Consider the following 24,339-nt stretch of genomic DNA (forward strand, 5'->3'; position numbering starts at 1 on the left):
GGGGGCTTTTACACGGTGGGTGTTCCACGGGGGTGTTCCGCGCGGTGGGCGTGGGACGTTCAGTAACGATCGTGCTTTGGGCAAAAGAACTCTTGACGCCTGTGTGACGACGAGGTGAGACTCGCGTCCATCGGTCGGCATTGTCGAACACCTTGCGGAAAAACGCGTTAGAGTGTGACAGCGCCAAGGGCCGGCATCGCTCTCACCCCGAGGGCACCAGACCCCCGGAGGGACCCGGGGTTCGGCTACCCCTGGACGAAGGACAAAGGAGTCGCGGGTGTCCAGCTCCGACATCTTCATCGGCGAGACCATCGGTACCGCCATACTCATCCTGCTCGGCGGCGGCGTCTGCGCCGCCGTCACCCTGAAGGCCTCCAAGGCCCGCAACGCCGGCTGGCTCGCCATCGCCTTCGGGTGGGGCTTCGCGGTCATGACGGCCGCGTACATATCGGGCCCGCTCTCCGGTGCCCACCTCAACCCGGCCGTGACGCTCGCCATCGCCATCAAGGACGGCGCGTGGACGAACGTGCCGACCTACCTCGCCGGCCAGCTGCTCGGTGCCATGATCGGCGCGGTGCTCGTCTGGGGCGCCTACTACGGCCAGTTCCAGGCGCACCTGACCGACAAGGAGATCGTCGGCGGACCCGGCGCCCAGGCGACCAGCGCCAAGGCGGTCGAGGCGCAGGAGAAGGGCGCCGGCCCCGTGCTCGGTGTCTTCTCCACCGGCCCGGAGATCCGCAACGTGGTGCAGAACCTCATCACGGAGATCATCGGCACGTTCGTACTGATCATCGCGATCCTCACGCAGGGCCTGAACGACAAGGGCAACGGCCTCGGCGTCATCGGCGCCCTGATCACCGGCTTCGTGGTCGTCTCCATCGGCCTCTCGCTCGGCGGCCCCACGGGCTACGCGATCAACCCGGTCCGTGACCTCGGCCCCCGCATCGTGCACGCCCTCCTCCCGCTGCCCAACAAGGGCGGCTCGGACTGGGGCTACGCGTGGATCCCGGTGGTCGGCCCGCTGATCGGCGCGGCCATCGCCGGGGGCGTCTACAACGTCGCCTTCGCCTGACGGCCGGCACGCTCGCCGCTTGCCGGCGGCGAGCGCCGAGCCGCACCGCGCGCCGCACGCGCAGCCCCACTGACCACGGACCTCAGGAGCAGACAGTGACCGACGCCCACACCGCCGGACCGTTCATCGCCGCCATCGACCAGGGCACGACCTCGTCCCGCTGCATCGTCTTCGACCGGGACGGCCGGATCGTCTCCGTCGACCAGAAGGAACACGAGCAGATCTTCCCCAAGCCGGGCTGGGTCGAGCACGACGCCGCCGAGATCTGGACCAACGTCCAGGAGGTCGTCGCAGGTGCCGTCGAGAAGGCCGGCATCACCCGCGACGACATCAAGGCCATCGGCATCACCAACCAGCGCGAGACCACTGTGCTGTGGGACAAGAACACCGGTGAGCCCGTCCACAACGCCATCGTCTGGCAGGACACCCGCACCGACGCCCTCTGCCGTGAGCTGGGCCGCAACGTCGGCCAGGACCGCTTCCGCCGCGAGACCGGCCTGCCGCTGGCGTCCTACTTCGCCGGCCCCAAGGCCCGCTGGCTGCTCGACAACGTCGAGGGCCTGCGCGAGCGCGCCGAGGCGGGCGACATCCTTTTCGGCACCATGGACACCTGGGTCATCTGGAACCTGACCGGCGGTGTCGAGGGCGGACAGCACGTCACCGACGTCACCAACGCCTCCCGCACCCTCCTGATGAACCTGCACGACATGGAGTGGGACGAGCGGATCGCCGAGTCCATCGGCGTGCCGACGGGGATCCTGCCCGAGATCCGCTCCTCCGCCGAGGTCTACGGCGAGATCAAGGGCGGCCGGCTGGGCGACCTGCTCGGCGGCATCCCGGTCGCCTCCGCGCTCGGCGACCAGCAGGCCGCGCTGTTCGGCCAGACCTGTTTCGCCGAGGGCGAGACCAAGTCGACCTACGGCACCGGCACCTTCATGGTGATGAACACCGGCGACAAGATCATCAACTCCTACAGCGGGCTGCTGACCACGGTCGGCTACCAGATCGGCGACCAGAAGCCGGTCTACGCCCTGGAGGGCTCGATCGCCGTCACCGGCTCCCTGGTGCAGTGGATGCGCGACCAGATGGGCCTGATCTCCACCGCCGCCGAGATCGAGACGCTGGCGCTGTCGGTGGAGGACAACGGAGGGGCGTACTTCGTACCGGCCTTCTCCGGTCTGTTCGCCCCGTACTGGCGCTCCGACGCCCGCGGCGTGATCGCCGGCCTCACCCGGTACGTCACCAAGGCGCACCTCGCGCGCGCCGTCCTGGAGGCCACCGCCTGGCAGACGCGGGAGATCGCGGACGCCATGACCAAGGACTCCGGCGTCGAACTGACGGCGCTGAAGGTCGACGGCGGCATGACCTCCAACAACCTGCTGATGCAGACGCTCTCGGACTTCCTGGACGCCCCCGTGGTGCGCCCGATGGTGGCCGAGACCACCTGCCTCGGCGCCGCCTACGCCGCCGGTCTCGCCGTCGGCTTCTGGGCCTCCACCGACGACCTGCGCCAGAACTGGCGCCGGGCCGCCGAATGGACCCCCCGCATGGACGCGGACACCCGCGACCGTGAGTACAAGAGCTGGCTCAAGGCCGTCGAGCGGACCATGGGCTGGATCGCCGAAGAAAGCTGACGAGGAGTAAGAACCGCAATGACCAGTCAGTCCACCCTGCAGTCCGTGCCTGCCCTGGGGACGCACCCGGCCTCCGGCTCGAACCCGAGCCGGGCCGAGACCCGGGAGCAGCTCTCCAAGGCGACGTACGACCTCCTCGTGATCGGCGGCGGCATCCTGGGCATCTCCACCGCCTGGCACGCCGCGCAGTCCGGCCTCAGGGTGGCCCTGGTCGACGCCGGCGACTGGGCCGGCGCCACCTCCTCCGCCTCCTCCAAGCTGCTCCACGGGGGTCTGCGCTACCTGCAGACCGGCGCGGTGAAGCTGGTGGCGGAGAACCACTTCGAGCGCCGTGCGGTCTCCCGCCAGGTGGCCCCCCACCTGGCGAACCCGCTCACCTTCTACCTCCCCGTGTACAAGGGCGGCCCGCACGGCGCGGCGAAGCTCGGGGCGGGCGTGTTCGCCTACTCCGCGCTCTCCGCGTTCGGTGACGGCGTGGGCCACCTGCTCAGCCCGGCGAAGGCCGCGCAGGACGTGCCCGAGCTGCGCACCGAGAACCTCAAGGCCGTGGCCGTGTACGGCGACGACCAGATGAACGACGCGCGCATGGCGCTCATGACGGTGCGCGCGGCCGTCGAGGCGGGCGCGGTGGTCCTCAACCACGCCGAGGTCACCGGGCTGCGCTTCACCAAGGGCCGGGTGACGGGCGCGGAGCTGCGCGACGGGCTCCTGGGCGACGAGTTCGGGGTGGACGCCCGGCTGGTGCTGAACGCGACCGGCCCGTGGGTCGACCACCTGCGCAAGCTGGAGGACCCGAACGCGGCGCCGTCCATCCGCCTGTCCAAGGGCGCCCACCTGGTCCTCAAGCGCACCGCGCCGTGGAAGGCCGCGCTGGCGACCCCCATCGACAAGTACCGCATCACCTTCGCCCTCCCGTGGGAGGACATGCTGCTGCTCGGTACCACCGACGAGGAGTACGAGGGCGATCCGGCCGACGTCGCGGTCAACGACAAGGACGTCGCCCAGATACTCGACGAGGCCGCGTTCTCCATCCGCGACCAGCAGCTCGACCGTGACCTGATCACCTACGCGTTCGCGGGCCTGAGGGTGCTGCCCGGCGGCCCCGGCGACACCGCCAAGGCCAAGCGCGAGACCGTGGTGACCGAGGGCAAGGGCGGCATGCTGTCCGTCGCGGGCGGCAAGTGGACGACGTTCCGGCACATCGGGCGCACCGTGATGAAGAAGCTGGAGTCGCTGCCGGGTCACCCGCTGGGCGACGACTTCGAGCCGATCTCCACGCTGCCGAAGAAGCTGCCGCTGCCGGGCATCGCCAACCCGCGCGCGGTCGCGCACCGGTTGCTGGTGGACCGTCCGGCGCCCGGCCCGCGCATGGCCGCCGACACCGCCCGGCACCTGGCCACGCACTACGGCTCGCTGGCCCTGGACATCGCCCGGCTGGCCAACGAGAACCCGGAGCTGGGCGAGCGGGTCCACCCGGACGCCCCGGAGATCTGGGCGCAGGTCGTCTGGGCCCGCGACCACGAGTGGGCCGAGACCCCCGACGACGTGCTGCGCCGCCGCACGACGCTGACGATCCGCGGCCTGGCCACGGACGAGGTCCGCGCGAAGGTCCAGGACGTGCTCGACAGGAAGTAGGCCGCGCCGGCAGACAGGCGTGCCGCGGGCGGGCGGCGGGGGCGGTCACCGCAGTGCGGGACCCCCGCCGCCCGCAGCCGCCTGCCGCCGTCTGTCCGGGAGTGCTGCCCGGGAGTGCTGCCCGGACCGTGGTGCGAGGGGCCGGTCGCATAATGGCCGGCGAGACATCCCATGTCTTGAGACATCCCGTGTCCCCGGGGCGGCAGGAGGCCGAGCATGGCAGTGACCGACGAGGCGATCGAGAAGATCAAGGGGATGATCGTCTCCGGCGCGCTGCGGCCCGGCGACCGGCTGCCCAAGGAGAGCGAACTGGCCGCCGATCTGGGGCTGTCGCGCAACTCCCTGCGGGAGGCGGTGCGCGCGCTGTCGCTGATGCGGATCCTGGACGTGCGGCAGGGCGACGGCACGTACGTCACCAGCCTGGACCCGCAACTCCTGCTGGAGGCGCTGAGTTTCGTCGTCGACTTCCACCGCGACGACACGGTGCTGGAGTTCCTGGCCGTGCGCCGCATCCTGGAGCCGGCCGCGACCGCGCTGGCCGCCTCGCGCATCGACGAGCGGCGACTGAGCGCGCTGGACGCCCAGTTGGACGCGCTGGGCGGCAGTTTGTCGGTGGAGGAACTGGTCGCCGCCGACCTGGAGTTCCACCGGGGCATCGTGGGCAGTTCGGGCAACTCGGTGCTGTGCTCCCTGCTCGACGGGTTGTCCGGGCCCACCACGCGGGCCCGGATCTGGCGCGGCCTGACCCAGGAGGACGCCGTCGGCCGCACCCTGCGCGAGCACCGGGCGATCCTCGGCGCGCTGCGCGACCGGGACGCGGAGGCGGCCCGTTCCTGGGCGACGGTGCACATCGCGAGCGTCGAGCAGTGGCTGCGCTCGACGCTGTGACGCCGGACAGCCGTCGGAGGTGTGGGGCGGCGCTCCGGGCGGGGCGGGCCACGCCGACGATCATGGGTGTTCGAGTGGCTCGGACGGGGCAGTGATGCGTTCACTCCCCCGTGCAAGGGGGTCGCGGTCGCCCCCGTCGAACGCCGTAAGGTTGGTGGGTCAAGCGAGGGCACGTCGGAAGGAGGCGCTGGGTGATCGAGCTCGAGGGGGTTCCCGAGCTGATCGACCCGGTCATGGTGGCCGCGTTCGAGGGCTGGAACGATGCCGGCGACGCCGCCTCCACCGCGGTCGCGCATCTGGAGAGGGAGTGGAAGGGCGAGGTGTTCGCGGCGCTGGACGCCGAGGACTACTACGACTTCCAGGTGAACCGCCCCACCGTGTTCATGGACGACGGTGTGCGGAAGATCACTTGGCCGACGACCAGACTGTCGGTGGTCCGGATCGGCGGGGACAAACCGCGCGATCTGGTCCTCGTGCGCGGGATCGAACCGTCCATGCGCTGGCGCTCGTTCTGCAACGAACTGCTCGGCTTCGCCCATGAGCTGGGCGTGGAGCTGGTGGTCGTCCTGGGCGCCCTGCTCGGCGACACCCCGCACACGCGCCCGGTCCCGATCAGCGGGACGACGTCCGACGCGGACCTGGCCCGCCGGATGGACCTGGAGGAGACCAAGTACGAGGGCCCGACGGGCATCGTGGGCGTCCTTCAGGAGGCCTGCACGCACGCGGGTGTCCCGGCGGTCTCCCTGTGGGCCGCGGTCCCGCACTACGTGTCGCAGCCGCCCAACCCGAAGGCCACGCTGGCGCTGCTCAACCGTCTCGAGGACCTGCTCGACCTGCGGATCCCGCTGGGCGAGCTGCCGGAGGACGCGCGGGCCTGGCAGGTGGGCGTGGACCAGCTGGCCGCCGAGGACACCGAGGTCGCCGAGTACGTCCAGACGCTGGAGGAGGCCCGGGACACCGCGGAGCTGCCGGAGGCGTCGGGCGAGGCGATCGCCCGCGAGTTCGAGCGGTATCTGCGGCGCCGGGACGGCGGCGGCCCCTCCTCCGGCGGGCATGCGACGGCGGACGGCGGCGAGGGCGGCTCGTTCCTGCGGGACGGCCCCGGCGGGCGCACCCGGCCGCCGAAGCCGCCGCGCTCCGAGGCGGAGACCGACGGCGCGGACGCCGGGGACGGCGGGGGCACCGAGCCGGGAGACGACCCGCCGGGCTCACCCGGTTCCTCCGACACGGAGCAGTGAACGGATCAGGGGCGGTGCGCGGATCGCGCACCGCCCCTGACGTGCGTACGGGTGAGGTCCGTACGGGGACCGGACGTACGGGTCAGACGGCCACGCCCAGCAGGGCGTCCACGGCGCGCGAGACCAGGCCCGGGGCGCCGGTGTCCGTGCCGCCCCGCTCCTGCTGGAGCGCGGCCCAGCGGTCGACGGCGGCGAGCGCGGCCGGGGCGTTCAGGTCGTCGGCGAGGGCGTCGCGGATCTCCCCCACGAGCGCCTCGGCGGACGGGCCGTCGGGCCGGGAGACGGCCGCGCGCCAGCGGTCCAGCCGCGCGACGGCGTCCTGGAGCACCTGGTCGGTCCACTCCCAGTCGGAGCGGTAGTGGTGGGCGAGCAGGGCGAGCCGGATGGCGGCCGGGTCCACGCCGTCGCGCCGCAACTGTGACACGAAGACGAGGTTTCCCTTGGACTTGGACATCTTCGCGCCGTCCAGCGCGACCATGCCGGCGTGGACGTACGCCTTGGCCATGGGGAACTCGCCGGTGAGCACCTGGGCGTGCGAGGCGCCCATCTCGTGGTGCGGGAAGGCCAGGTCGGAGCCGCCGCCCTGGACGTCGAAGCCCATGCCGAGGTGGTCGAGGGCGATGGCCACGCACTCGATGTGCCAGCCGGGCCGGCCACGGCCCAGGGATGCGCCGTCCCAGCTGGGTTCGCCGTCACGGGCCGCCATCCACAGCATGGGGTCCAGCGGGTTCTTCTTGCCGGGGCGGTCGGGGTCGCCGCCGCGCTCGGCGGACAGCAGCCGCATCGCGGCGGCGTCGAGGTGCGAGACGGCGCCGAAGTGGGGGTCGGACTCGACGGAGAAGTAGACGTCCCCGTCGAGGTCGTAGGCAGCGCCCAGGTCGCGCAGGCGCTCCACCAGCGGGACGATTCCGGGTATCGCCTCCACGGCGCCTATGTAGTGCCGGGGCGGCAGCATCCGCAGGGCGGTCATGTCCTCGCGGAACAGGGACGTCTCCTGCTCGGCCAGCGTCACCCAGTCGACGTCGTCGCGCTGCGCCCGCTCCAGCAGCGGATCGTCGACGTCGGTCACGTTCTGGACGTAATGGACCTGCCGCTTGGTGTCGAGCCACACGCGCTGCACGAGGTCGAACGCGTTGTAGGTCGCCGCGTGACCCATGTGGGTCGCGTCGTACGGCGTGATGCCGCAGACGTAGATACGGGCGACGGGACCGGGGTCGAGGGTCACGAGGCCCCCGGTCGCGGTGTCGTGGATCCTCAGGTCGCGGCCCTGACCAGGCAGGGCGGGGACCTCGGAAGCGGGCCAGGCATGCATGTCATGAGCGTAACCGGACCGCGGTCCCGTCTACGAACCGGATCTCGCAGATGGCCGGTAAGGCGTTCTTGCGGGATCGCGAGGCGTGTGCTGCGCATGCGCTGGGGGTGCCTAGCCCGGGGGTGTGCGGGGGTTGCGCACGGGGGGCGCGGTGGGGGCTGCGGGTGCGCTCTGCCCCGCCCCGCCGTCGCTAGACCGGCGGCCAGGGGATCGCCGGCCATTCGCCCGACGGTTCCGGGTGGAGGCCAGTGGTGAGGAGGGCCTCCACGCGCGCGCGGGTGGCGTCGATCTCCGCGGGGGAGATCAGGGCGGTCAGCCGGGTCGCGAGGCCGCCGCCCTCGCCCAGGGCGTCCCTGAGGCCCTTGAGGACGCACAGCGCCTCCTGGGGCAGCGGTTCGCCCGCCCAGCCCCACAGGAGCGTGCGCAGCTTGTTCTCGACGTGGAAGGCGACGCCGTGGTCGATGCCGTACAGCCGGCCGCCGGGGGCGGGCAGCAGGTGGCCGCCCTTGCGGTCGGCGTTGTTGATCACCGCGTCCAGGACGGCCAGCCGCCGCAGCCGCTCGTCGTCGGCGTGCACCAGCAGCGCGGTACGGCCCTCGCCGACCTCGGCGAAGCCGATCGCCTTCCAGCCGGGCCCCGGCTCCTCCGCGTCCAGCAGGGCGAGCAGTTCGGTGTCGAAGCCCTCGGCCTGCGCCTCGATCCACAACTGGACCATGCCCTCGCCGTACGGGCCGTCGCGCAGCACGGTGGGCGGCACCAGGCCCCAGCCGGTCGCCTCGGAGACCTCGTAGGCGGCGACCTCGCGGCCCGCCAGGGTGCCGTCGGGGAAGTCCCACAACGGGCGTTCCCCGGCGACCGGCTTGTAGACGCAGGACGCCTGACGGCCCTCGTACGCGACGGTGCACAGGAGCGCCGCGTTGGAGGCCTCACGGATGCGGCCGCGCACGGTCAGCTCACCCCGGGCGAGCAGTTCGGCGGGGCCCTGGCCGGGCGTCACGCCCCGCGGCGGTATCCGTTCTGGCGCGGGCATACGTGTCCTTCCGGGTCGAGCGGGAGGCTGCACAGCGGGCACGGCGGCCGCCCGGCGTTGACGACGTCGAGCGCACGCTTGGCGAAGGCCCGCGCCTGCGCGCCGGTGAGCCGGACCCGCAGCATCGGAGGGCCGTTCTCCTCGTCCTGGAGCAGCCGCTCCTCCGCCTCGGCGAGGTCCTCCTCGGACTCGGCGTCGAGTTCGACGAGGGCCTGGGCCTCGACGATCATGCGCTGTTCCTCGCCGTCCCAGGCCAGGGCCATGGTGCCGACCCGGAACTCCTCCTCGACGGGGGTGTCCAGCGGGCCGGTGTCGGAGATCTCGGTGGGGGCGACCGCGGGCACGGCCGCGTTGCCGCCGCTGCGGCGCACGACCTCGTCGAGCAGTTCGTCCATGCGTTCGGCGAGCGCGGCGACCTGGGTCTTCTCCAGGGCCACGCTGGTCACCCGGGGGCCGGCCGTGGCCTGGAGGAAGAACGTACGGCGTCCGGGCAGTCCGACCGTACCGGCCACGAAACGGTCCGGGAGGTCGTAGAGGAACACCTGACGGGACACGTCCTGTCTCCATGGGGATCGGGAAAACGACGGAATCTGTGGGTCGCGGGCGACCGCTTCACCCTACTGCGGCCGACGATCACGGTGCGCCCGCGCCGCCCCCGACCGGTGCGTCGCCGCCCGCGGGCTCCTCGCGCGGCGCCAGCGAGGCGAGGTCGCCGGTGTCGCCGAGGCGCACGAGGAAGGGCCGCAACCGGGTGTAGCGGATCGCCGTGACCGAACAGGGTTCGACGGAGATCCGCTGGAAGAGGTCGAGGTGGAGACCGAGCGCCTCGGCGACGAGGGACTTGATGATGTCGCCGTGGGAGCACATCAGGTAGACCGCGTCGGCGCCGTGGTCGCGCTCCACGCGCGCGTTCCACTCGCGCACCGCCTCGGCGGCGCGGGTCTGCATGGCGCGCAGGGACTCGCCGCCGGGGAAGGCCGCGGCGGACGGGTGCGCCTGGACGACCTCCATCAGCGGCTCGTCCTTGAGTTCGGCGAGCTTGCGGCCGGACCAGTCGCCGTAGTGGCACTCCCCGATCCGCTCGTCGGTGTGCGCGCCGAGGCCGGGGCGGGCGTCCAGGAGGGGCTGTACGGTCTCCTGGCAGCGTTGCAGCGGGCTGGTGACCACCTCGGCGATCGGCAGAGTGGCGAGCCGGCCGGGCAGCGCGGCGGCCTGCGCGGTGCCGCGTTCGTCGAGTGCGACGCCGGGTGTCCAGCCGGCGAGCAGTCCCGCGGTGTTCGCGGTCGAACGTCCGTGCCTGAGGAGGATCAGCGTGGGCATGCGGCCAGGGTAGGGGTATACGCGGCCCCGGCGTGGGCCGGGCGAAGGGAGAACACGCTCCGTGATCGTCGACTGTGGCATCTACCGCGGCGGGCACCGCACGGAGGGCCCGGAGGACTTCTCCGACGCCCTGGCCGAGGCACGGGCGGCCGGGGGCTTCGTGTGGGTGGGGCTGCACGAGCCGACCGCGCAGGAGTTCGGCCTGGTCAGCCAGGAGTTCGCGCTGCACGCGCTGGCGGTCGAGGACGCCCTGAAGGCGCACCAGCGGCCCAAGCTGGAGGTCTACGACGACTCGCTGTTCGCGGTGCTGAAGCCGGTGGTGTACGAGCCGCAGAGCGACGCCGTCTCGACCGGCGAGATCATGATCTTCCTGGGCGACTCGTTCGTCGTGACCGTGCGTCACGGCGAGGGTGACGGGCTGACGGGCGTACGGCACCGGTTGGAGCAGGAGCCGGAGATGCTCGGCAAGGGTCCGACGGCCGTGCTGTACGCGATCGCCGACTCGGTCGTCGACCACTACCTGGACGTGGCGACCGAGCTGCAGACGGACCTGGAGGAGCTGGAGGCGGAGGTGTTCTCGCCCGACCGGGGCGGTTCGCGGAACACCGCGTCCCGGATCTACAACTTCAAGCGCCAGATCACCGAGTTCCGGCGCGCGACGGGCCCGCTGGCCCTGCCGATGTCCCGTCTCGGCGGCACCGGGGTGGGCGCGTTCACCGCGACCGTCCCGTTCGTGGACGACTCGGCGCACCCCTTCTTCCGGGACGTCAGCGACCACCTGACCCGGGTGAACGAGTCGGTGGAGGGCCTGGACCGCCTGGTCTCCGACATCCTCTCCGCGCATCTGGCACAGACCAGCGTGCAGCAGAACGACGACATGCGGAAGATCTCCGCGTGGGCGGCCATGGCCGCGATCCCGACGATGATCGCCGGCATCTACGGCATGAACTTCGACCACATGCCCGAGCTGCACTGGCTGTGGTCCTACCCGGCCGTGATCGCGGTGATGGCCGTGCTGGAGGTGCTGCTCTACCGGCAGTTCAAACGGCGGGAGTGGTTGTGAGGGCGTGCTCCGGGGGGGCGCGTGGGGGCACCCGCGCGGGGGCGGTCAGACGTTCTCGGGGGTGGTCAGGCGTACTTGGGGGTGGTCAGGCGTACTCGGGAGTGTCAGGCGTACTCGGGGCGGTCAGGCGTATTCCGGGGCGGGGGACGCGGGGCCGCCGAGTGCGTCGCGCCGCTCGGGCATCGTCAGGGTCACCATGCGGCGCCAGCCGCCGCACCGCTCGTAGCCGTACACGGCGCGGACACCCGCCGCCAGGAGCGCCGAGCGGCCCCTCGACCAGCCGAGGATGCGGCCCGGCCCGTCCGGGCCATGACCGCGGGGCTGACGTCGCGGTGGACGCGGATCTCGGCGAGCGCGCAGCGGTGCAGGGCTCGCTGGACGGCCCTGCCGTGCCCGGCGGCGGCGAGACGCAGCAGCTCCTCGTGGCAGTAGGCGAGGTGGTCGTCCTCGTCCCGGGCGATCATCCGCACCGCGCCCCAGGTCGGGGTGGTCGCCGAAGTGCCGGCGCAGCAGGTCCATCTGTTCGGCGGCGCGCTGCTCGGTGACCCTGCTGTGCGCCAGGTGGACGATGATGGCCTGCTCGGTGAGCGGCTCCTCGGACCGGAGCCTGGTGTGCGCGAGGCCGATGCCCCGGCGCTCCAGGAGCATCGTGCAGTCGGTGTCGGCGGGCACCTCGACGGGGTCCAGGCGGCGTCTCCTCAGCAGCGCGCGGAAGATGCGCCCGTGCTTGTCCTCGTCCGCTCCGTGCCGGGCGATCCTGGGGGCGAGCGCGCGTCGGCTCCCGGGTACGAGGGCGGCGATCCGCCCGTTCTCCCAGCCGCCCTGCGCCTCCCCGCCGGCGGCGATCGAGCAGAACAGCCGGAAGGACTCGTCGTGGTCGAGGATCTCCTGGAACAGGCTCCTCGGCGAAAGCATCGTGGGCCACCTCCCGGCCGGGCCGCCGGAAGCGCCGGGTCGCCGAAAGCGCCGGGTCGCCGAAAGCGCCCGACCGCCGCAGGGGACGAGTCAAGTGCGGGCACGGGGCCGACGCAACACGGGCGGGGGCCGGCTGCGCCGAACGGGGCAGCGGATACCGGCGCGCGGGGCGTGACCCGGCGGGCTCCGGCGCGTTGTTCCCCGTGACGGCCGTGGCGGGGAACATCCCCCCGAGCCCCCACCACGGCCGCAGAAAGCTCACACCTCCGCCGCCCCGCCGCCTCAGGCGAGCCCGGCGCGCTCCAGGGCCTCCGTGCCTGCGCGGAGCGAGGCCAGCCGCTCGTCCAGGGTGAAGCCCGCCGGAGCGAGGGTCAGGGTGGTGACACCGGCCGCCGCGTAGGCCTGCATCCGGTCCGCGATCCGGTCGACGGAACCGAGCAGCGTGGTCCGGTCGATCAGCTCCTCGGGTACGGCGGCCGCCGCACCCTGCTTGTCTCCGGACAGGTACTTGTCCTGGATCTCGGCCGCCGCGCTCTCGTACCCCATGCGCCGGGCGAGCTGGTTGTAGAAGTTCTGCTTGCGGCTGCCCATGCCGCCGACGTACAGCGCCGTGTACGGGCGGAAGGTGTCGGCGAGCGCGGGGACGTCCTTGTCGTCGCCGAGCGCGAGGGGCACCGTCGGGCAGACGTCGAAGCCGTCCAGCGACAGCCCGGCCTTCTCGCGGCCGGCCCGCAGGTGGCGGATCGCCGTCTCCTCCAGGTGCTCGGCGGAGGGGAAGATGAGCAGGGCGCCGTCGGCGATCTCACCGGTCTGCTCAAGGTTCTTCGGGCCGATCGCGGCGATGTAGAGCGGGATGTGCTCGCGCTGCGGGTGCACGGTGAGCTTGATGGGCTTGCCGGGGCCGCCGGGCAGCGGCAGCGTCCAGTGCTCGCCGTCGTACGTCAGCCGTTGGCGGGTCATCGCCCTGCGGACGATCTCCACGTACTCGCGGGTGCGGGCGAGCGGCTTGTCGAACTTGACGCCGTACCAGCCCTCGGAGACCTGCGGGCCCGAGACGCCGAGCCCGAGGCGGAACCGGCCGCCGGACAGCGAGTCGAGCGTGGCCGCGGTCATCGCCGTCATCGCGGGCTGCCGGGCGGGGATCTGGAAGATGGCCGAGCCGACGTCGATGCGCTCGGTCTGCGCCGCGACCCAGGTGAGGACGGTGGCCGCGTCCGAGCCGTAGGCCTCCGCCGCCCAGCACACGTCGTAACCGAGCCGGTCCGCCTCCTGCGCGACGGCCAGGTTGTCCGCGTCCATGCCGGCACCCCAGTAGCCGAGGTTGATCCCGAGCCGCATGCCCAATCCCCTTACCCATGAGTAACGTGCCTGTGCGGGAGACCCTAGCGCGGGGCCGGGCAGCGCGGCAGATCGCGGCGGGTGTGACGGCCGCCTCGTCCGGCGCCGGGCGGGCGGGGGCGGTTGTCCACGCGGGCGGGGGCGGGTTGTCCACAGGTCACCCACGCGGCATCCGTGGCCAGTAATCTCGGCGTTCATGGAGCAGAGGCATCTCGGCCGTACGGGCCTGCGCGTGTCCCGCATCGGCCTCGGCACCCTCACCTGGGGCCGGGACACCGACGAGCACGACGCCGCGGACATGCTGAAGGCGTTCTGGGAGGCGGGCGGCACCCTCGTCGACACGGCCGACGTGTACGGCGACGGAGAGGCCGAATACCTGCTCGGGCGGCTCATGGAAGGGCTCGTCCCCCGCCACGACCTGATCGTCTCGACGAAGGCGGGCAGCGTCCCGGACCCCGACCGACGCTTCGACGGCTCCCGCGGTCATCTGCTGGCGGCCCTGGACGCCTCGCTCAGCCGCCTCGGCACGGACTACATCGACGTGTGGCACGTGCACGCGTACGACCCGTACACGCCGCTGGAGGAGACCCTCCAGGCGCTCGACCTGGCCGTGAGCAGCGGCCGGGTGCGCTACGCCGGGGTCTCCAACTTCTGCGGCTGGCAGCTGGCCAAGGCGGCGACCTGGCAACTGGCGGCGCCTGGCACCCGGACCCGGCTGGCGAGCACGCAGATGGAGTACTCGCTGCTGCAACGGGGCGTCGAGCGCGAGGTGCTGCCCGCCGCGCTCGACCTCGGCATCGGCATACTGCCCTCCTCGCCGCTGGGCCGGGGCGTGCTGACCGGCAAGTACCGCGACGGGATGCCCCCGAACTCGCGGGGCGCATCGGAGCACCTGGCACCGTTCGTGGAGCCGTACCTCGACGACACGGCCGGCCGCATCGTCGACGCGGTGACCACGGCGGCGGACGGGCTGGCGGTGACCCCGCTCCAGGTCGCGCTCGCCTGGGTCCGGGACCGGCCCGGCGTGACCGCCCCGATCGTGGGCGCGCGCACGGCGCAGCAGCTCACGGCCGCATTGTCAGTGGAGACCCTTAGTCTTCCTGACGAGATCTGCAGGGCGCTCGACGACGTGTCGGCGCCCGTGCACCGCTATCCCGATCACGACTGGAGCACGCTGTGAGCACGGAGCCGGAGACCACGGAGAACACCGGGCCGGGGACCCCGGACGGCGTCCCGGATCCGGGGAGCGCGGGCCCGGACCCGGCCGGCACCGAGGGGCAGGGTGCCGACGCGGGCGACGGCGGTACGGACCGGGCGGACGGAGCGGACACGGGCACTGAGGGCGCCGACGACACCGGCGGGGCGGAAGCGGGGGCCGGAGCCGGTCGAAACGGCGACGGAGCCGAACCGGGGACCGGGACGCAGGACGGCTCCGACAGCGGGCAGCAGGACGGCTCCGACGACGCACGGCAGGGCGACCCCGGCAGCGGGCAGCAGGACGGCTCCGACGACGCACGGCGGGTGTCCGAGGCCGAGGCCGAGATCGCCGCGCAGCGGATCGAGCGGGAGCGCATCGAGCGGCGCAAGGCGGAGAAAACGGCGCCGATCGAGAGCGGGACCAAGCTCAGCGGCCGGGCGGCCGATCTGCTCGCCGCGGTGCGGGCCGTGGAGAGCGGCGAGAAACCCGCGGCCGCCGTCTTCGCCGAGCCGGAGCCGGAGGCGGTACGGCGCAGGCCCGCTCCGGAGCCGGTGCGGCGACCGGCGCCCACCCCCGTCGACGCGACCCCCGCGCCCGCGGCTCCCGCCGCCGGGACCGTCGAGGCCGCGGGCCGGGTGCTGAGCGAGGGCGGCGCCCCGCAGACGCTCGCCCTCGCGGTCGCCACGGCTCTCGGCGAGAGCGCCGAGGACCTTCTGCGGGCCGACCCCTGGCAGTTGCTCCGCGTCCCCGGGGTGCGGCCCGAGCAGGCCGACGGCTTCGCGCGGGCCCTGCTCGGCGCGGAGTGCGGGCCCGCCGACGAGCGGCGCGGCCGGGCCTTCACCGTCTGGCTCCTGGAGCAGGCGGCGCTCGCCGGACACACCTCGCTCGACGCGCCGGCGCTCACCGCGGCGCTGGCCCAGCGGGGCGTGCCCGACCCGGACGCCGCCCTGCGGGACGCGCTCGCGGAGGGCGAGGCCCTGGTGTTCCAGGACGCGCTGGACGAACCGGGGGCACCGGCTGCCGGAGGCGGCGGTGAGGACGCCGGCGAGGACGAAGCCGACGGGGAGGCCGGCGAGCGGCGTCCGGTGCGCGTCCTCGTCGGCCTGGAGCGGTACGCGCTCGCCGAGGAGAGCCTCGCCGACGGCCTGGAGCGGCTCGTCAACTCCGTACCGAAGGAGGACGGCCCGGCCGAGGCCTGGGAGCGGTCCGCCGCCGCGGCCCGGGGCTCCACCGCCGAGCTGATCCGAGCGGTCGCGCGGCACGGCCTGGTGCTGCACACGGGCGGGGAGGCCTCCCGCTGCGAGGCGGCGCGGCTGCTCCGGGAGGCGCGCGGGCTCGGGCTGCGCGCGTGGGCCGCCACCCACAGCCCGCTCGGCCGGGGCGCCTTCACCGAGGCGGACGGGCCCGCCGCCGTCACGGTGGCCGGGCTGCTGTCCGGCGCCGAGGGGCCGGGCCGGGACGCGGACGGCGCCTTCGACCTGGACCTCCTCGTCGTGCTCGACGCGCCCCAGCTGGACGTCGAGACGGCGGCGCTGGTCGTGGAGTCGCTGCCGGACGGCGCCCGGCTGGTACTGGCCGGAGACCCCGCGGTCCTGTGGTCCGTGGGCCCCGGGCGGGTCTTCGCGGACCTGCTGACGGCGCGGATCTGCCCGCACGTCGCCTCGCGGGTGCCGGACCCCGGTCCCCTGGGCGAGCTGGTCTCCGGGATCGGCGTCGGCGAGCTGAACCAGGTGGAGGCGCCCGGCAAGGAGGTCGTGATCGTCCCGGTACGGGACGCGGGCGAGGCCGTGCACCGCACCGTGCAGCTCGTCGCGGACTCGGTGCCGCGGGCGATCGGCGTCCCGGCCGAGCAGACCGTGGTGATCACGCCGGGGCACGGCGGCGCCGCGGGCACCCGCGTGCTCAACGCGGCCCTCAAGGAACGGCTCAATCCGGGCCCCGGCCGCTTCGGCGGCTTCGACCCGGGCGACCGTGTCGCCTACTCCCCCGCCCCCGGCCGTACGCTGCCCGGCCAGGTGGTGAAGGCCGACGCCGACGGACTGCACCTGTCGTGCGCGGGCATGCCGGTGGTCGTCCCGAGGGACCGGGTGGACGGCTGCGTACGGCACGGGTGGGCGCTGACCGCGCACCAGGCCGTGGGCGGCCGGTGGCCCGCGGCGGTCGTGGTGCTGCCCGGGGACGCCGCGCAGGCGCTCAGCCGTCCGTGGGTCTACACAGCGTTCGGCCGGGCCGAGCGCCACCTGTCGGTGGTGCACGGTGTGGAGCAGGCGCTCCCCAGGGCCGTGGCCGAGGTTCCGGCCAAGCCGCGCACGACACGGTTGCCCGTCCTGCTGGCCCCGCAGGCCCAGGACGGGCCCCGGCCCCAGTAGCGGCAGGCCCAGGGCGGGTCCCGGTCCGGTCCCGGCCCTGGCTGGTGCTGCGACCGGGGCGGGGCCGGCACCCGGGTAGGCCCGGGCACGTCAGCGGTCGGTCGCGTCCAGTGGCTCCAGGTCCTCGTCGTCCTGCTCGTCGAGGCCGGAGCCGAGGTCGTCCTCGTCGAGGTCGGATTCGAGGTCGCCGGCGTCGGCGTCCTCGTCGTCCGCCGGCTCCTCGTCGCCCGCCAGGTCGTCGTCCTCGTCCTCGTCCAGCTCGTCGTCGAAGACCGCGCTGACGTCGAAACGGCAGACCACACGTTCCGGGTCGACCTGATCGAACGGTGATTCGAGCCAGTCGCCCGGATCGGCGGGCTCGTCGGCGGCCGTGACCCAGAGGGTGGAGTCGCCCTCCTCCAAACCGAACTCCTTGTGCCGGGAAGCGATCTCGTCGGGTTCGAACTCGCCGAACAGCACACCGAGCGCCCCGTGCACCGTGTCGGAGGTGCCCGCGCCCATACCGGTGCCCATCTCGGCGTCCGCGGCCTCCACCCGCCCGGCCTGGGCCAGCAGCCGCTGCGGCTCGGCCACGGCGTAGTCGCGGCGGATCAGGACACTGATCGCGTTCGGCTCCTCGGGGCCGGTGTACGGCGGCAGCGCGTCGTCGCCGGGGATCTCGAAGGGCGTGACCTCGTCGTAGTGGTCGTAGAGCAGCTCGTCGTACGCCTCTGCGGCCGCGGCCAGCTGGTTGAACGCTTCGTAGACGGCCGGGTCGTCGTCCCCCGACCTGCGTTCGACCGCCGCCAGGTGACGGTCGAGCGCGGTCTTGACCGCCTCGGCGGCGGCGCGTACCTCGGCAGCGGTGGGCTGCGCAGCATCAGACATAGTGCAGACGCTATCCGTACCGGGCCCCAGCCCGCACAATAGATGCGATGCCGGAATACGAATTTGTCGACGTGTTCGTCCCGCGCGGGGTGTCCCGCAAGGAGACGACGCGTCTGCTGACGGACCACGCCGAGTACGGACACTGGGAGTTGTACCGCCTGAGCCTGCTGCGCGACGGCAGCCGCAGGGTGCGGTTGCGCCGGCGGATCATCCGCCAGGTGCGTGCCACGTGGTGAGCTGAGGCTCCCGGCCCAGCGGGCCCCGCCGACGCGGGGCCCGCTGGGTCGTGCGCGCGTGACCGTTCACCGGACGCTCCCCTGCCCGACTACCGGGGGTGAGGCGCCGGTTGCCGGATCAGACCGAGGCGCGCGCCCTGCGGAACAGCACGGCGCCCGCCAGCAGCGCGCCCGCGCCGGCCGGCAGGGCGAGACCCAGGGGCAGTTCGCTGCCGGTGTGGGCGAGTTGTCCGCTGCCGCGGGGTGCGGTGACGGTCTGCGTGCCGGGGTGGTTGACGTGCACGGCCCCGCCGGGCGTCCGGCCTCCCGGGCCGGGCGGGGTGGTGGGCGTACCCGGGTGGCCGGGGGTGCCGGGCGCTCCGGGGTGCCCCGGGGTGCCAGGGTGACCGGGCGTGCCGGGGTGGCCGGGGGTACCCGGAGTGCCTGGGTGACCGGGGTGCCCCGGGTGACCAGGGTGCCCCGGGTGACCAGGGTGACCGGGCGGGTTGCCGTGGCCGCCACCCGGAGGCGTGTGGTGGCCGCCGCCCGTGTTCGCGCACGTGTTGCCCAGCGCCGCGTTGCCCACGCCGATCACGTCGACGCTGTTGCCGCAGACGTTCACGGGGACGTCCACCGGCACCTGGACGGTGTTGCCGGAGCCGACGCCCGGCGATCCCCCGGTGTGCCCGCCGGCCTGCGCGCCACCGCCGGGGCCGCCGTGCCCCTTCCCGCCGTGGCCCTTCCCCCCGTGGCCGTGGCCGGAGGCACCGCCGCCACCGACATTGGCGCACTTGTTGCCCACCGCCGGGTTGAGCACCCCGACGACGTTGACGGTGTTGCCGCAGACGTTCACGGGCACGTGCACCGGCACCTGGACGGTGTTGCCGGACAGCACGCCCGGCGAGCCGGCCGCCGCGCCGGCGGCGCCCGCGTCGGCGTACGCGGCACCGCTCGCCGCGGCGATCACGCCGGTGGCGGCGGCCACGGTCATCAGGCCCTTGCGGGTGACCTGTCGCATTTTGCTGAATCCCTGCTCTCGACCTTTTCGAAGCTTCCGGAACGCGCTCTTCGTGAACGGGCGGGAAATGCACCGTCACCGTCACGGCCGCGCGCGAAAACCGGTCGGCCCCGGAGCGCATGGCGCGCGCTCCGGGGCCGACGGGTTCAGACCCCCCACGGAGTCGATGAAGTCAGACCCTCACGGGGCGGGGCACAACGTCACTTGTTGACGCAGGTGTTGCCGAAGGCGGGGTTCAGCAGCCCGATCACCGAGATCGTGTTGCCGCAGACGTTCACCGGCACGTGCACGGGCACCTGGATGACGTTGCCGGAGACGACGCCCGGGGACTGCACGGCGGCACCCTGGGCTCCGGAGTCGGCGGCGGCCAGGCCCGCGCCCGCGAGAACCAGCCCACCGGTGGCAACCGCGGCAGCGACGACCTTCTTGATCATTATTCCTCCTAGTTGGCAAAAGCGATCCCGTGTTGCTGATCGCATTACCTGTAACGAGGAGGGAGTAATGGAGCTACGAGCTTATCGTCGCATTCACCCTTCCCAGTCATTTCCGCACACGCGGCCGATTACCGGGGTCAAGCGGAAGCTGACCGAGGTCAGGAGGCGTCGAGGAAGCGGTCCAGCACGCGCACGCCGAACTTCAGGCCGTCCACCGGCACCCGCTCGTCCACGCCGTGGAACATGCCGGCGAAGTCCAGCTCCGGCGGCAGCTTCAGCGGCGCGAACCCGAAGCCCCGGATGCCCAGGTCGTCGAAGGACTTGGCGTCGGTGCCGCCGGAGAGCATGTACGGGATCGCCTTCGCGGCCGGGTCCTCAGCCAGCAGCGCGGACTGCATCGCCGCCACGAGGTCCCCGTCGAAGGTCGTCTCGACGGCCTTGTCGGCGTGCACGTCCTCCCGCTTGACCTTGGGGCCGAGGATCCGGTCGAGGTCGGTGAGGAACTCCTCCTCGAATCCGGGCAGGAAACGTCCGTCGACGTGCGCCGTGGCCTCGCCCGGGATCACGTTCACCTTGTAACCGGCGCCGAGCTGGGTCGGGTTGGCGGTGTTGCTCAGGGTCGCGCCGATCAGCTTGGCGATGCCGCCGAGCTTGGCGATCGTGCCCTCCATGTCCTCGGGGTCCAGCTCGGTGCCGAGCGCGTCGCCGAGTTCGTCGAGGAAGGCCCGGGTGGTCTTGGTCACCCGCACCGGGAACCTGTGGCGCCCCAGGCGGGCGACGGCCTCCGACAGCTCGGTGATCGCGTTGTCCCGGTGGACCATCGAGCCGTGGCCCGCGGTGCCGGCCACGGTCAGCTTCATCCAGTGCATGCCCTTCTCGGCCGTCTGGATCAGGTAGAGCCGCCGCTGCTCGCTGACCGTGAAGGAGAAGCCGCCGACCTCGCTGATCGCCTCGCTGACGCCCTCGAAGAGGTCCGGGTGGTGGTCGACCAGGTGCCGGGCACCGTACGTGCCGCCCGCCTCCTCGTCGGCGAGGAAGGCGAGCACGACGTCCCGAGGGGGCCTGCGCCCGCTGCGCAGCCGGTCGCGCACGACGGCCAGCGTCATCGCGTCCATGTCCTTCATGTCGACCGCGCCGCGCCCCCACACGCACCCGTCCGCGACCTCGCCGGAGAAGGGGTGGTGGGTCCAGTCGTCGGCGTTGGCCGGCACGACGTCGGTGTGGCCGTGGATCAGCAGCGCGGGCCGGGACGGGTCCTCGCCCTCGATGCGGGCCACGGTGGAGGCTCGGCCCGGGTGCGACTCGAAGATCTTCGGCTCCAGGCCCACCTCGGCGAGTTTCTCGGCGACGTACTCGGCGGCCTTGCGCTCGCCGGGGCCCGAGTGGTCGCCGTAGTTGCTGGTGTCGATCTGGATCAGCTCACGGCAGAGGTCCACGACCTCGTCCTCGCCGGTGACGCCCCTGGCCGTGTCCGTCTCGCTCACGCTGCTTCCTCCCGCTGGTGTGCTGGTGGGCCACCTCGTGTGCCGGTGGTGTCCCCTCATCCTCCCTCCCTCCCCGGCTCCGCCCCAAGAGCGGTCCCGGCCCGTCACACTCCGTTCACGCGGGGGCCGGGGTGATCGGGCACTCCGGAAAGCCTGGTAATGTTTACGTCGTCGCCGCGAGGGAAACCCCGCACGACAGACACCTTGTCCGGGTGGCGGAATGGCAGACGCGCTAGCTTGAGGTGCTAGTGCCCTTTATCGGGCGTGGGGGTTCAAGTCCCCCCTCGGACACACAGGAGAACGGCGTCGACCACGGTCGGCGCCGTTCTCGCGTTGTGCCCCTCACGCGCGCGTGGCCCTCATGTGGTCCGTGAACCAGTCGCGGGCCAGGTCCGTCACCGTCTCCAGGGCGCCGGGCTCGCCGAAGAGGTGCGTCGCGCCTGGGACCACGGAGAGCTGGTTCTCGCAGGTCAGGGCGGTCTGTGCCTGCCGGTTGAGGTCCAGGACGGTCGGGTCTGCGCCGCCGACGACCAGCAGCGTGGGCGCGGTCACCGCGGGGAGGGCGGGTCCCGCCAGATCGGGGCGTCCGCCCCGGGAGACGACGGCGGCGACACGGGCGTCGGGTTCCGCGGCGGCCCGCAGCGCGGCGGCGGCCCCGGTGCTGGCGCCGAAGTAGCCGACGGCGAGGTCACGGGCCTCGGACCGGGCGCGCAGCCAGCGGGTGGCGTCGGCGAGCCGCGCGGCCAGCAGGCGGGTGTCGAACACGTTGGTCCGGTGCCCGGCCTCCTCCTCGGTGAGCAGGTCGAACAGCAGGGTGCCGAGGCCGGCCCGGTTCAGCCCCGCGGCGACGTGGAGGTTGCGCGGGCTGTGCCGGCCGCTGCCGCTGCCGTGCGCGAAGACGACGATCCCGGCCGGGTCCGCGGGGACCGTCAGCCGCCCGCCCAGCCGCACGGCGCCCGCCGTCACCTCCACCTCCCGGTCGGCCGCCGCGCGCCGGGCGGCGGCCGGTGCGCGCCGCAGGCAGGCGACGACGTCCTCGTCGTCGAGCTGGGCGAAGTCGCCGTAGAACTGGCCCACGGCGAAGAATCCGAGGGGGGTCTCCAGGCTGACCAGTTCGTCGGCCTCGCCCGCGAGCCGCCGGGTCCAGTCCGGTGGTGCGACCGGCACCGCGAGCACGGTCCGCGCCGCGCCCCTGGCCCGTACCGTCCGGCAGGCGGCCCGCGCGGTCGAACCCGTGGCCACCCCGTCGTCGACGACCACGGCGGTCCGCCCGGCGACGGCGACCGGCGGGCGGTCGCCGCGGTAGCGCGCGGCCCGCCTGAGCAGTTCCCTCCGCTCGCGTTCCTCGACGCGTTCCAGCGCGTCCGGTGGGACGTGTGCCTGGCGCACGACCGTGTCGTCGACGACCCGTACCCCGTCCTCGCCGATCGCGCCCATGGCCAGCTCCGGCTGGGCGGGCACCCCCAGTTTCCGTACCAGGCAGAGGTCCAGCGGGGCGTCGAGCGCCGCCGCGACGGCCGCGGCCACCGGCACGCCGCCGCGCGGCAGTCCGAGCACCACGACGTCCTGGCCGGCGAGGTGCCCGAGCCGGGCACCGAGCCGCCTGCCCGCTTCGATCCGGTCCGTGAAGAGCACCGGGGGCTCCCTCACTCCCCGGAGGACCACAGCGGCGCGGAGGAGGTCGCCTCCGGCGCTCCGACCGCCTCGATGTCGCCGGCGGCGGCGCGCAGCAGGTCGCGCCCGAGCGCGATCAGGGCCCGGCCCGCGGCCAGTTCGTCGCCGATGTCGGGCACCGCGCAGTCGTAGGGGCTCCTGCGGGCCTCCGCGCAGCTCTCCAGGACGTTGTCACCGGTGTCCAGGACGATCCGGGCGGTGGTGTCCGGGTCGTGCTCGGACAGGTACAGGTTGAGCCGCCACTCCTTGACGGACACCGGCCGGCCGGTGTCCGCGGTGTCCACGGGTCGCGTCATCGTCGGTCCCTCCTCAGCTTCGTCGCCGGGACTGCGGGCTCCCTCTCGCACCCCTTCCACTGTGCCTCGGGCGCGTGCGTGCCGCGCGGTCGTGCCGGGGGCGGGCGCCGGCGGTGCGCGCCGGGTCCGGCGGGCGCGGGCACAATGGGCGCCATGACCACGCGTTCCTGCCCGTGCGGGCTGACCGGGCCGTACGAGAAGTGCTGCGGCCGCTACCACGCCGGCGCCGCCGTCCCGAGCGCCGAGGCGCTGATGAGGTCGCGGTACAGCGCCTTCGTGCGGCAGGACGCGGGGTACCTGCTGCGCACCTGGCACCCGCGGACGCGGCCCGCGCGGCTGGACCTGGATCCGCGGCTGCGCTGGACGGGGCTGGAGATCCTGGGCGCGGCGGACGGTTCCGCCTTCCACACCACCGGGACCGTGACGTTCCGGGCGTCCTACCGGGGCGGCTCGCTGCACGAGCGCAGCCGTTTCGAGCGAGTGGACGGGGCGTGGGCGTACGTGGACGGCGACTTCCTGGCGTAGAACCGTAGAACCGTAGGACCTTGGCACCGTGGGTCTTGTCGCTCTACGGCGCCAGGATGTCCAGTTCCTGCAGCGCGCCGACGGTGATCTCGCGGGTCAGCCGTTCGGCGCGTTCGGCGTCGCGCTCGCGGACGGCCTCGGCGACCTGGACGTGGAGGGTGACGGCGGCGGGGTCGGGGTCCTCGAACATGACCTCGTGGTGGGTGCGGCCGGCCAGCACCTCGGCGACCACGTCGCCCAGGCGCGCGAACATCTCGTTGCCCGACGCGGTGAGGATCACCCGGTGGAAGGCCATGTCGTGGAAGAGGTACTCCTCCAGCCGGTGGCCGCGTGAGTTGGCCACCATGCCGAGGGCGCACTCGGTGAGTTCGGCGCACTGCTCGGGGCCCGCGTGCCGGGCGGCCAGTCCGGCCGCGACGGGTTCGACCGCCGAGCGCAGCACGGTGAGCGAGCGCAGTTGTCGCGGCCGGTCGGCGCCCGCCAGGCGCCAGCGGATGACCTGGGGGTCGTAGACGTTCCACTCATTGTGGGGCAGGACGGTCACGCCGACGCGGCGGCGCGAGGCGACCAGGTGCATGGACTCCAGGACGCGCACCGCCTCGCGCATCACGGAGCGTGAGACGTCGAAACCCTGTGCCAGTTCGTCGGTGCGCAGGACGCTGCCCGGAGGGTACTCGCCCGCGGTGATGGCGGGGCCGAGGGAGTCCAGTACGCGGCCGTGCAGCCCCCGGCCCGGTGTGCTCATGCACTCAGCGTACGGGGCGGGTCACGGATTCAAAAAGTCAGACTTATACATCACAGTCTCTTGAATTCG

Annotated in this window: 22 protein-coding genes, 1 tRNA gene and 1 pseudogene; 11 read left to right on the forward strand and 13 right to left on the reverse strand. The window is 73.1% G+C overall.

Going from position 1 to position 24,339, the window contains the following annotated elements; genetic code table 11:
• Positions 1-277 precede the first annotated feature (277 nt).
• The 5 genes from AB0G56_RS08715 (at position 278) to AB0G56_RS08735 (ending at position 6,467) form a co-directional block, all read left to right on the forward strand.
• A complete protein-coding gene (locus tag AB0G56_RS08715; protein WP_360965705.1) occupies positions 278-1,072 on the forward strand; it encodes an MIP/aquaporin family protein in 795 nt (264 codons plus the stop codon).
• 95 nt (positions 1,073-1,167) lie between these two features.
• Positions 1,168-2,706: a glycerol kinase GlpK gene (glpK, locus tag AB0G56_RS08720; protein ID WP_360965708.1), complete on the forward strand. Its 1,539-nt coding sequence runs from the start codon at positions 1,168-1,170 to the stop codon at positions 2,704-2,706.
• A gap of 18 nt (positions 2,707-2,724) precedes the next feature.
• On the forward strand, positions 2,725-4,341 hold the full coding sequence (locus AB0G56_RS08725) for a glycerol-3-phosphate dehydrogenase/oxidase (RefSeq protein WP_360965711.1): 1,617 nt from the start codon (positions 2,725-2,727) through the stop codon (positions 4,339-4,341).
• Positions 4,342-4,557: 216 nt separating this feature from the next.
• On the forward strand, positions 4,558-5,229 hold the full coding sequence (locus tag AB0G56_RS08730; protein WP_360965714.1) for a FadR/GntR family transcriptional regulator: 672 nt from the start codon (positions 4,558-4,560) through the stop codon (positions 5,227-5,229).
• Positions 5,230-5,420: 191 nt separating this feature from the next.
• Positions 5,421-6,467, forward strand: coding sequence for a PAC2 family protein (locus AB0G56_RS08735; protein WP_360965717.1), 1,047 nt, complete (start codon positions 5,421-5,423; stop codon positions 6,465-6,467).
• An 82-nt stretch (positions 6,468-6,549) separates the two neighbouring features.
• Here AB0G56_RS08735 and mshC read toward each other — a convergent pair whose 3' ends face one another.
• From mshC to AB0G56_RS08755, 4 genes are all read right to left on the reverse strand, one after another.
• Entirely contained in the window at positions 6,550-7,779 is a 1,230-nt protein-coding gene (gene mshC, locus AB0G56_RS08740) for a cysteine--1-D-myo-inosityl 2-amino-2-deoxy-alpha-D-glucopyranoside ligase (RefSeq protein WP_360965720.1), read from the reverse strand.
• A gap of 190 nt (positions 7,780-7,969) precedes the next feature.
• Positions 7,970-8,809 (reverse strand): SCO1664 family protein, encoded by an 840-nt coding sequence (locus tag AB0G56_RS08745; protein ID WP_360965723.1) that lies wholly within the window; start codon positions 8,807-8,809, stop codon positions 7,970-7,972.
• Positions 8,773-9,363, reverse strand: a complete 591-nt coding sequence (locus AB0G56_RS08750) for a DUF3090 domain-containing protein (protein WP_360965726.1) — start codon at positions 9,361-9,363, stop codon at positions 8,773-8,775. Before AB0G56_RS08750 ends, AB0G56_RS08745 begins: the two co-directional genes overlap by 37 nt.
• 79 nt (positions 9,364-9,442) lie before the next feature.
• A complete protein-coding gene (locus tag AB0G56_RS08755; protein WP_360965729.1) occupies positions 9,443-10,129 on the reverse strand; it encodes a histidine phosphatase family protein in 687 nt (228 codons plus the stop codon).
• A gap of 61 nt (positions 10,130-10,190) precedes the next feature.
• Between AB0G56_RS08755 and AB0G56_RS08760 the strand changes: the two genes are divergently transcribed.
• Positions 10,191-11,192 carry a magnesium and cobalt transport protein CorA gene (locus AB0G56_RS08760; protein WP_360965732.1) on the forward strand — a complete coding sequence of 334 codons (1,002 nt, stop codon included), beginning with the start codon at positions 10,191-10,193 and terminating at the stop codon, positions 11,190-11,192.
• A 123-nt stretch (positions 11,193-11,315) separates the two neighbouring features.
• Here AB0G56_RS08760 and AB0G56_RS08765 read toward each other — a convergent pair.
• Positions 11,316-12,107 (reverse strand): annotated as a pseudogene (locus AB0G56_RS08765) (ferritin-like domain-containing protein).
• Between the two features lie 282 nt (positions 12,108-12,389).
• Positions 12,390-13,445, reverse strand: a complete 1,056-nt coding sequence (locus AB0G56_RS08770; protein ID WP_360965735.1) for an LLM class F420-dependent oxidoreductase — start codon at positions 13,443-13,445, stop codon at positions 12,390-12,392.
• Between the two features lie 196 nt (positions 13,446-13,641).
• On the opposite strand from AB0G56_RS08770, the gene AB0G56_RS08775 reads away from it, so the two are divergent.
• Positions 13,642-14,625, forward strand: coding sequence for an aldo/keto reductase (locus AB0G56_RS08775; protein ID WP_360965738.1), 984 nt, complete (start codon positions 13,642-13,644; stop codon positions 14,623-14,625).
• A complete protein-coding gene (locus AB0G56_RS08780; protein ID WP_360965741.1) occupies positions 14,622-17,012 on the forward strand; it encodes a helix-hairpin-helix domain-containing protein in 2,391 nt (796 codons plus the stop codon). The genes AB0G56_RS08775 and AB0G56_RS08780 overlap by 4 nt, the downstream gene beginning before the upstream one ends.
• A 90-nt stretch (positions 17,013-17,102) precedes the next feature.
• Here the strand turns inward: AB0G56_RS08780 and AB0G56_RS08785 are convergent, their stop codons facing one another.
• Complete coding sequence (locus tag AB0G56_RS08785) at positions 17,103-17,879, reverse strand: hypothetical protein (RefSeq protein ID WP_360965744.1); 777 nt, start codon at positions 17,877-17,879, stop codon at positions 17,103-17,105.
• Positions 17,880-17,926: 47 nt separating this feature from the next.
• Between AB0G56_RS08785 and AB0G56_RS08790 the strand changes: the two genes are divergently transcribed.
• A complete protein-coding gene (locus tag AB0G56_RS08790) occupies positions 17,927-18,115 on the forward strand; it encodes a DUF5703 family protein (RefSeq protein ID WP_037859559.1) in 189 nt (62 codons plus the stop codon).
• A 118-nt stretch (positions 18,116-18,233) separates the two neighbouring features.
• Here AB0G56_RS08790 and AB0G56_RS08795 read toward each other — a convergent pair whose 3' ends face one another.
• The 3 genes from AB0G56_RS08795 to AB0G56_RS08805 all read right to left on the reverse strand — a co-directional run bounded on the left by AB0G56_RS08795 (position 18,234) and on the right by AB0G56_RS08805 (position 21,030).
• The gene (locus tag AB0G56_RS08795) at positions 18,234-19,112 is read right to left on the reverse strand and encodes a chaplin (protein ID WP_360965747.1); all 879 of its coding nucleotides are present in this window, start codon (positions 19,110-19,112) and stop codon (positions 18,234-18,236) included.
• Positions 19,113-19,312: 200 nt separating this feature from the next.
• A complete protein-coding gene (gene chpH / locus AB0G56_RS08800) occupies positions 19,313-19,546 on the reverse strand; it encodes a chaplin ChpH (protein WP_018570377.1) in 234 nt (77 codons plus the stop codon).
• Positions 19,547-19,704: 158 nt separating this feature from the next.
• Positions 19,705-21,030 (reverse strand): M20/M25/M40 family metallo-hydrolase, encoded by a 1,326-nt coding sequence (locus tag AB0G56_RS08805; RefSeq protein ID WP_360965751.1) that lies wholly within the window; start codon positions 21,028-21,030, stop codon positions 19,705-19,707.
• 206 nt (positions 21,031-21,236) lie between these two features.
• On the opposite strand from AB0G56_RS08805, the gene AB0G56_RS08810 reads away from it, so the two are divergent.
• Positions 21,237-21,321: transfer RNA gene (locus AB0G56_RS08810), tRNA-Leu, on the forward strand.
• A gap of 51 nt (positions 21,322-21,372) precedes the next feature.
• On the opposite strand, the gene AB0G56_RS08815 is transcribed toward AB0G56_RS08810, so the two are convergent.
• Together AB0G56_RS08815 and AB0G56_RS08820 are read right to left on the reverse strand one after the other, a co-directional pair.
• The gene (locus AB0G56_RS08815) at positions 21,373-22,665 is read right to left on the reverse strand and encodes a phosphoribosyltransferase family protein (protein ID WP_360965754.1); all 1,293 of its coding nucleotides are present in this window, start codon (positions 22,663-22,665) and stop codon (positions 21,373-21,375) included.
• 11 nt (positions 22,666-22,676) lie between these two features.
• Positions 22,677-23,000, reverse strand: a complete 324-nt coding sequence (locus AB0G56_RS08820; RefSeq protein WP_360965756.1) for a dsRBD fold-containing protein — start codon at positions 22,998-23,000, stop codon at positions 22,677-22,679.
• Between the two features lie 153 nt (positions 23,001-23,153).
• Between AB0G56_RS08820 and AB0G56_RS08825 the strand changes: the two genes are divergently transcribed.
• On the forward strand, positions 23,154-23,525 hold the full coding sequence (locus AB0G56_RS08825) for a YchJ family metal-binding protein (RefSeq protein WP_360965759.1): 372 nt from the start codon (positions 23,154-23,156) through the stop codon (positions 23,523-23,525).
• A 43-nt stretch (positions 23,526-23,568) separates the two neighbouring features.
• Here AB0G56_RS08825 and AB0G56_RS08830 read toward each other — a convergent pair whose 3' ends face one another.
• Positions 23,569-24,270, reverse strand: coding sequence for a FadR/GntR family transcriptional regulator (locus AB0G56_RS08830; RefSeq protein WP_360965762.1), 702 nt, complete (start codon positions 24,268-24,270; stop codon positions 23,569-23,571).
• Positions 24,271-24,339 lie beyond the last annotated feature (69 nt).

Source organism: Streptomyces sp. NPDC021356, from assembly GCF_040641015.1.
GTDB lineage: Bacteria > Actinomycetota > Actinomycetes > Streptomycetales > Streptomycetaceae > Streptomyces.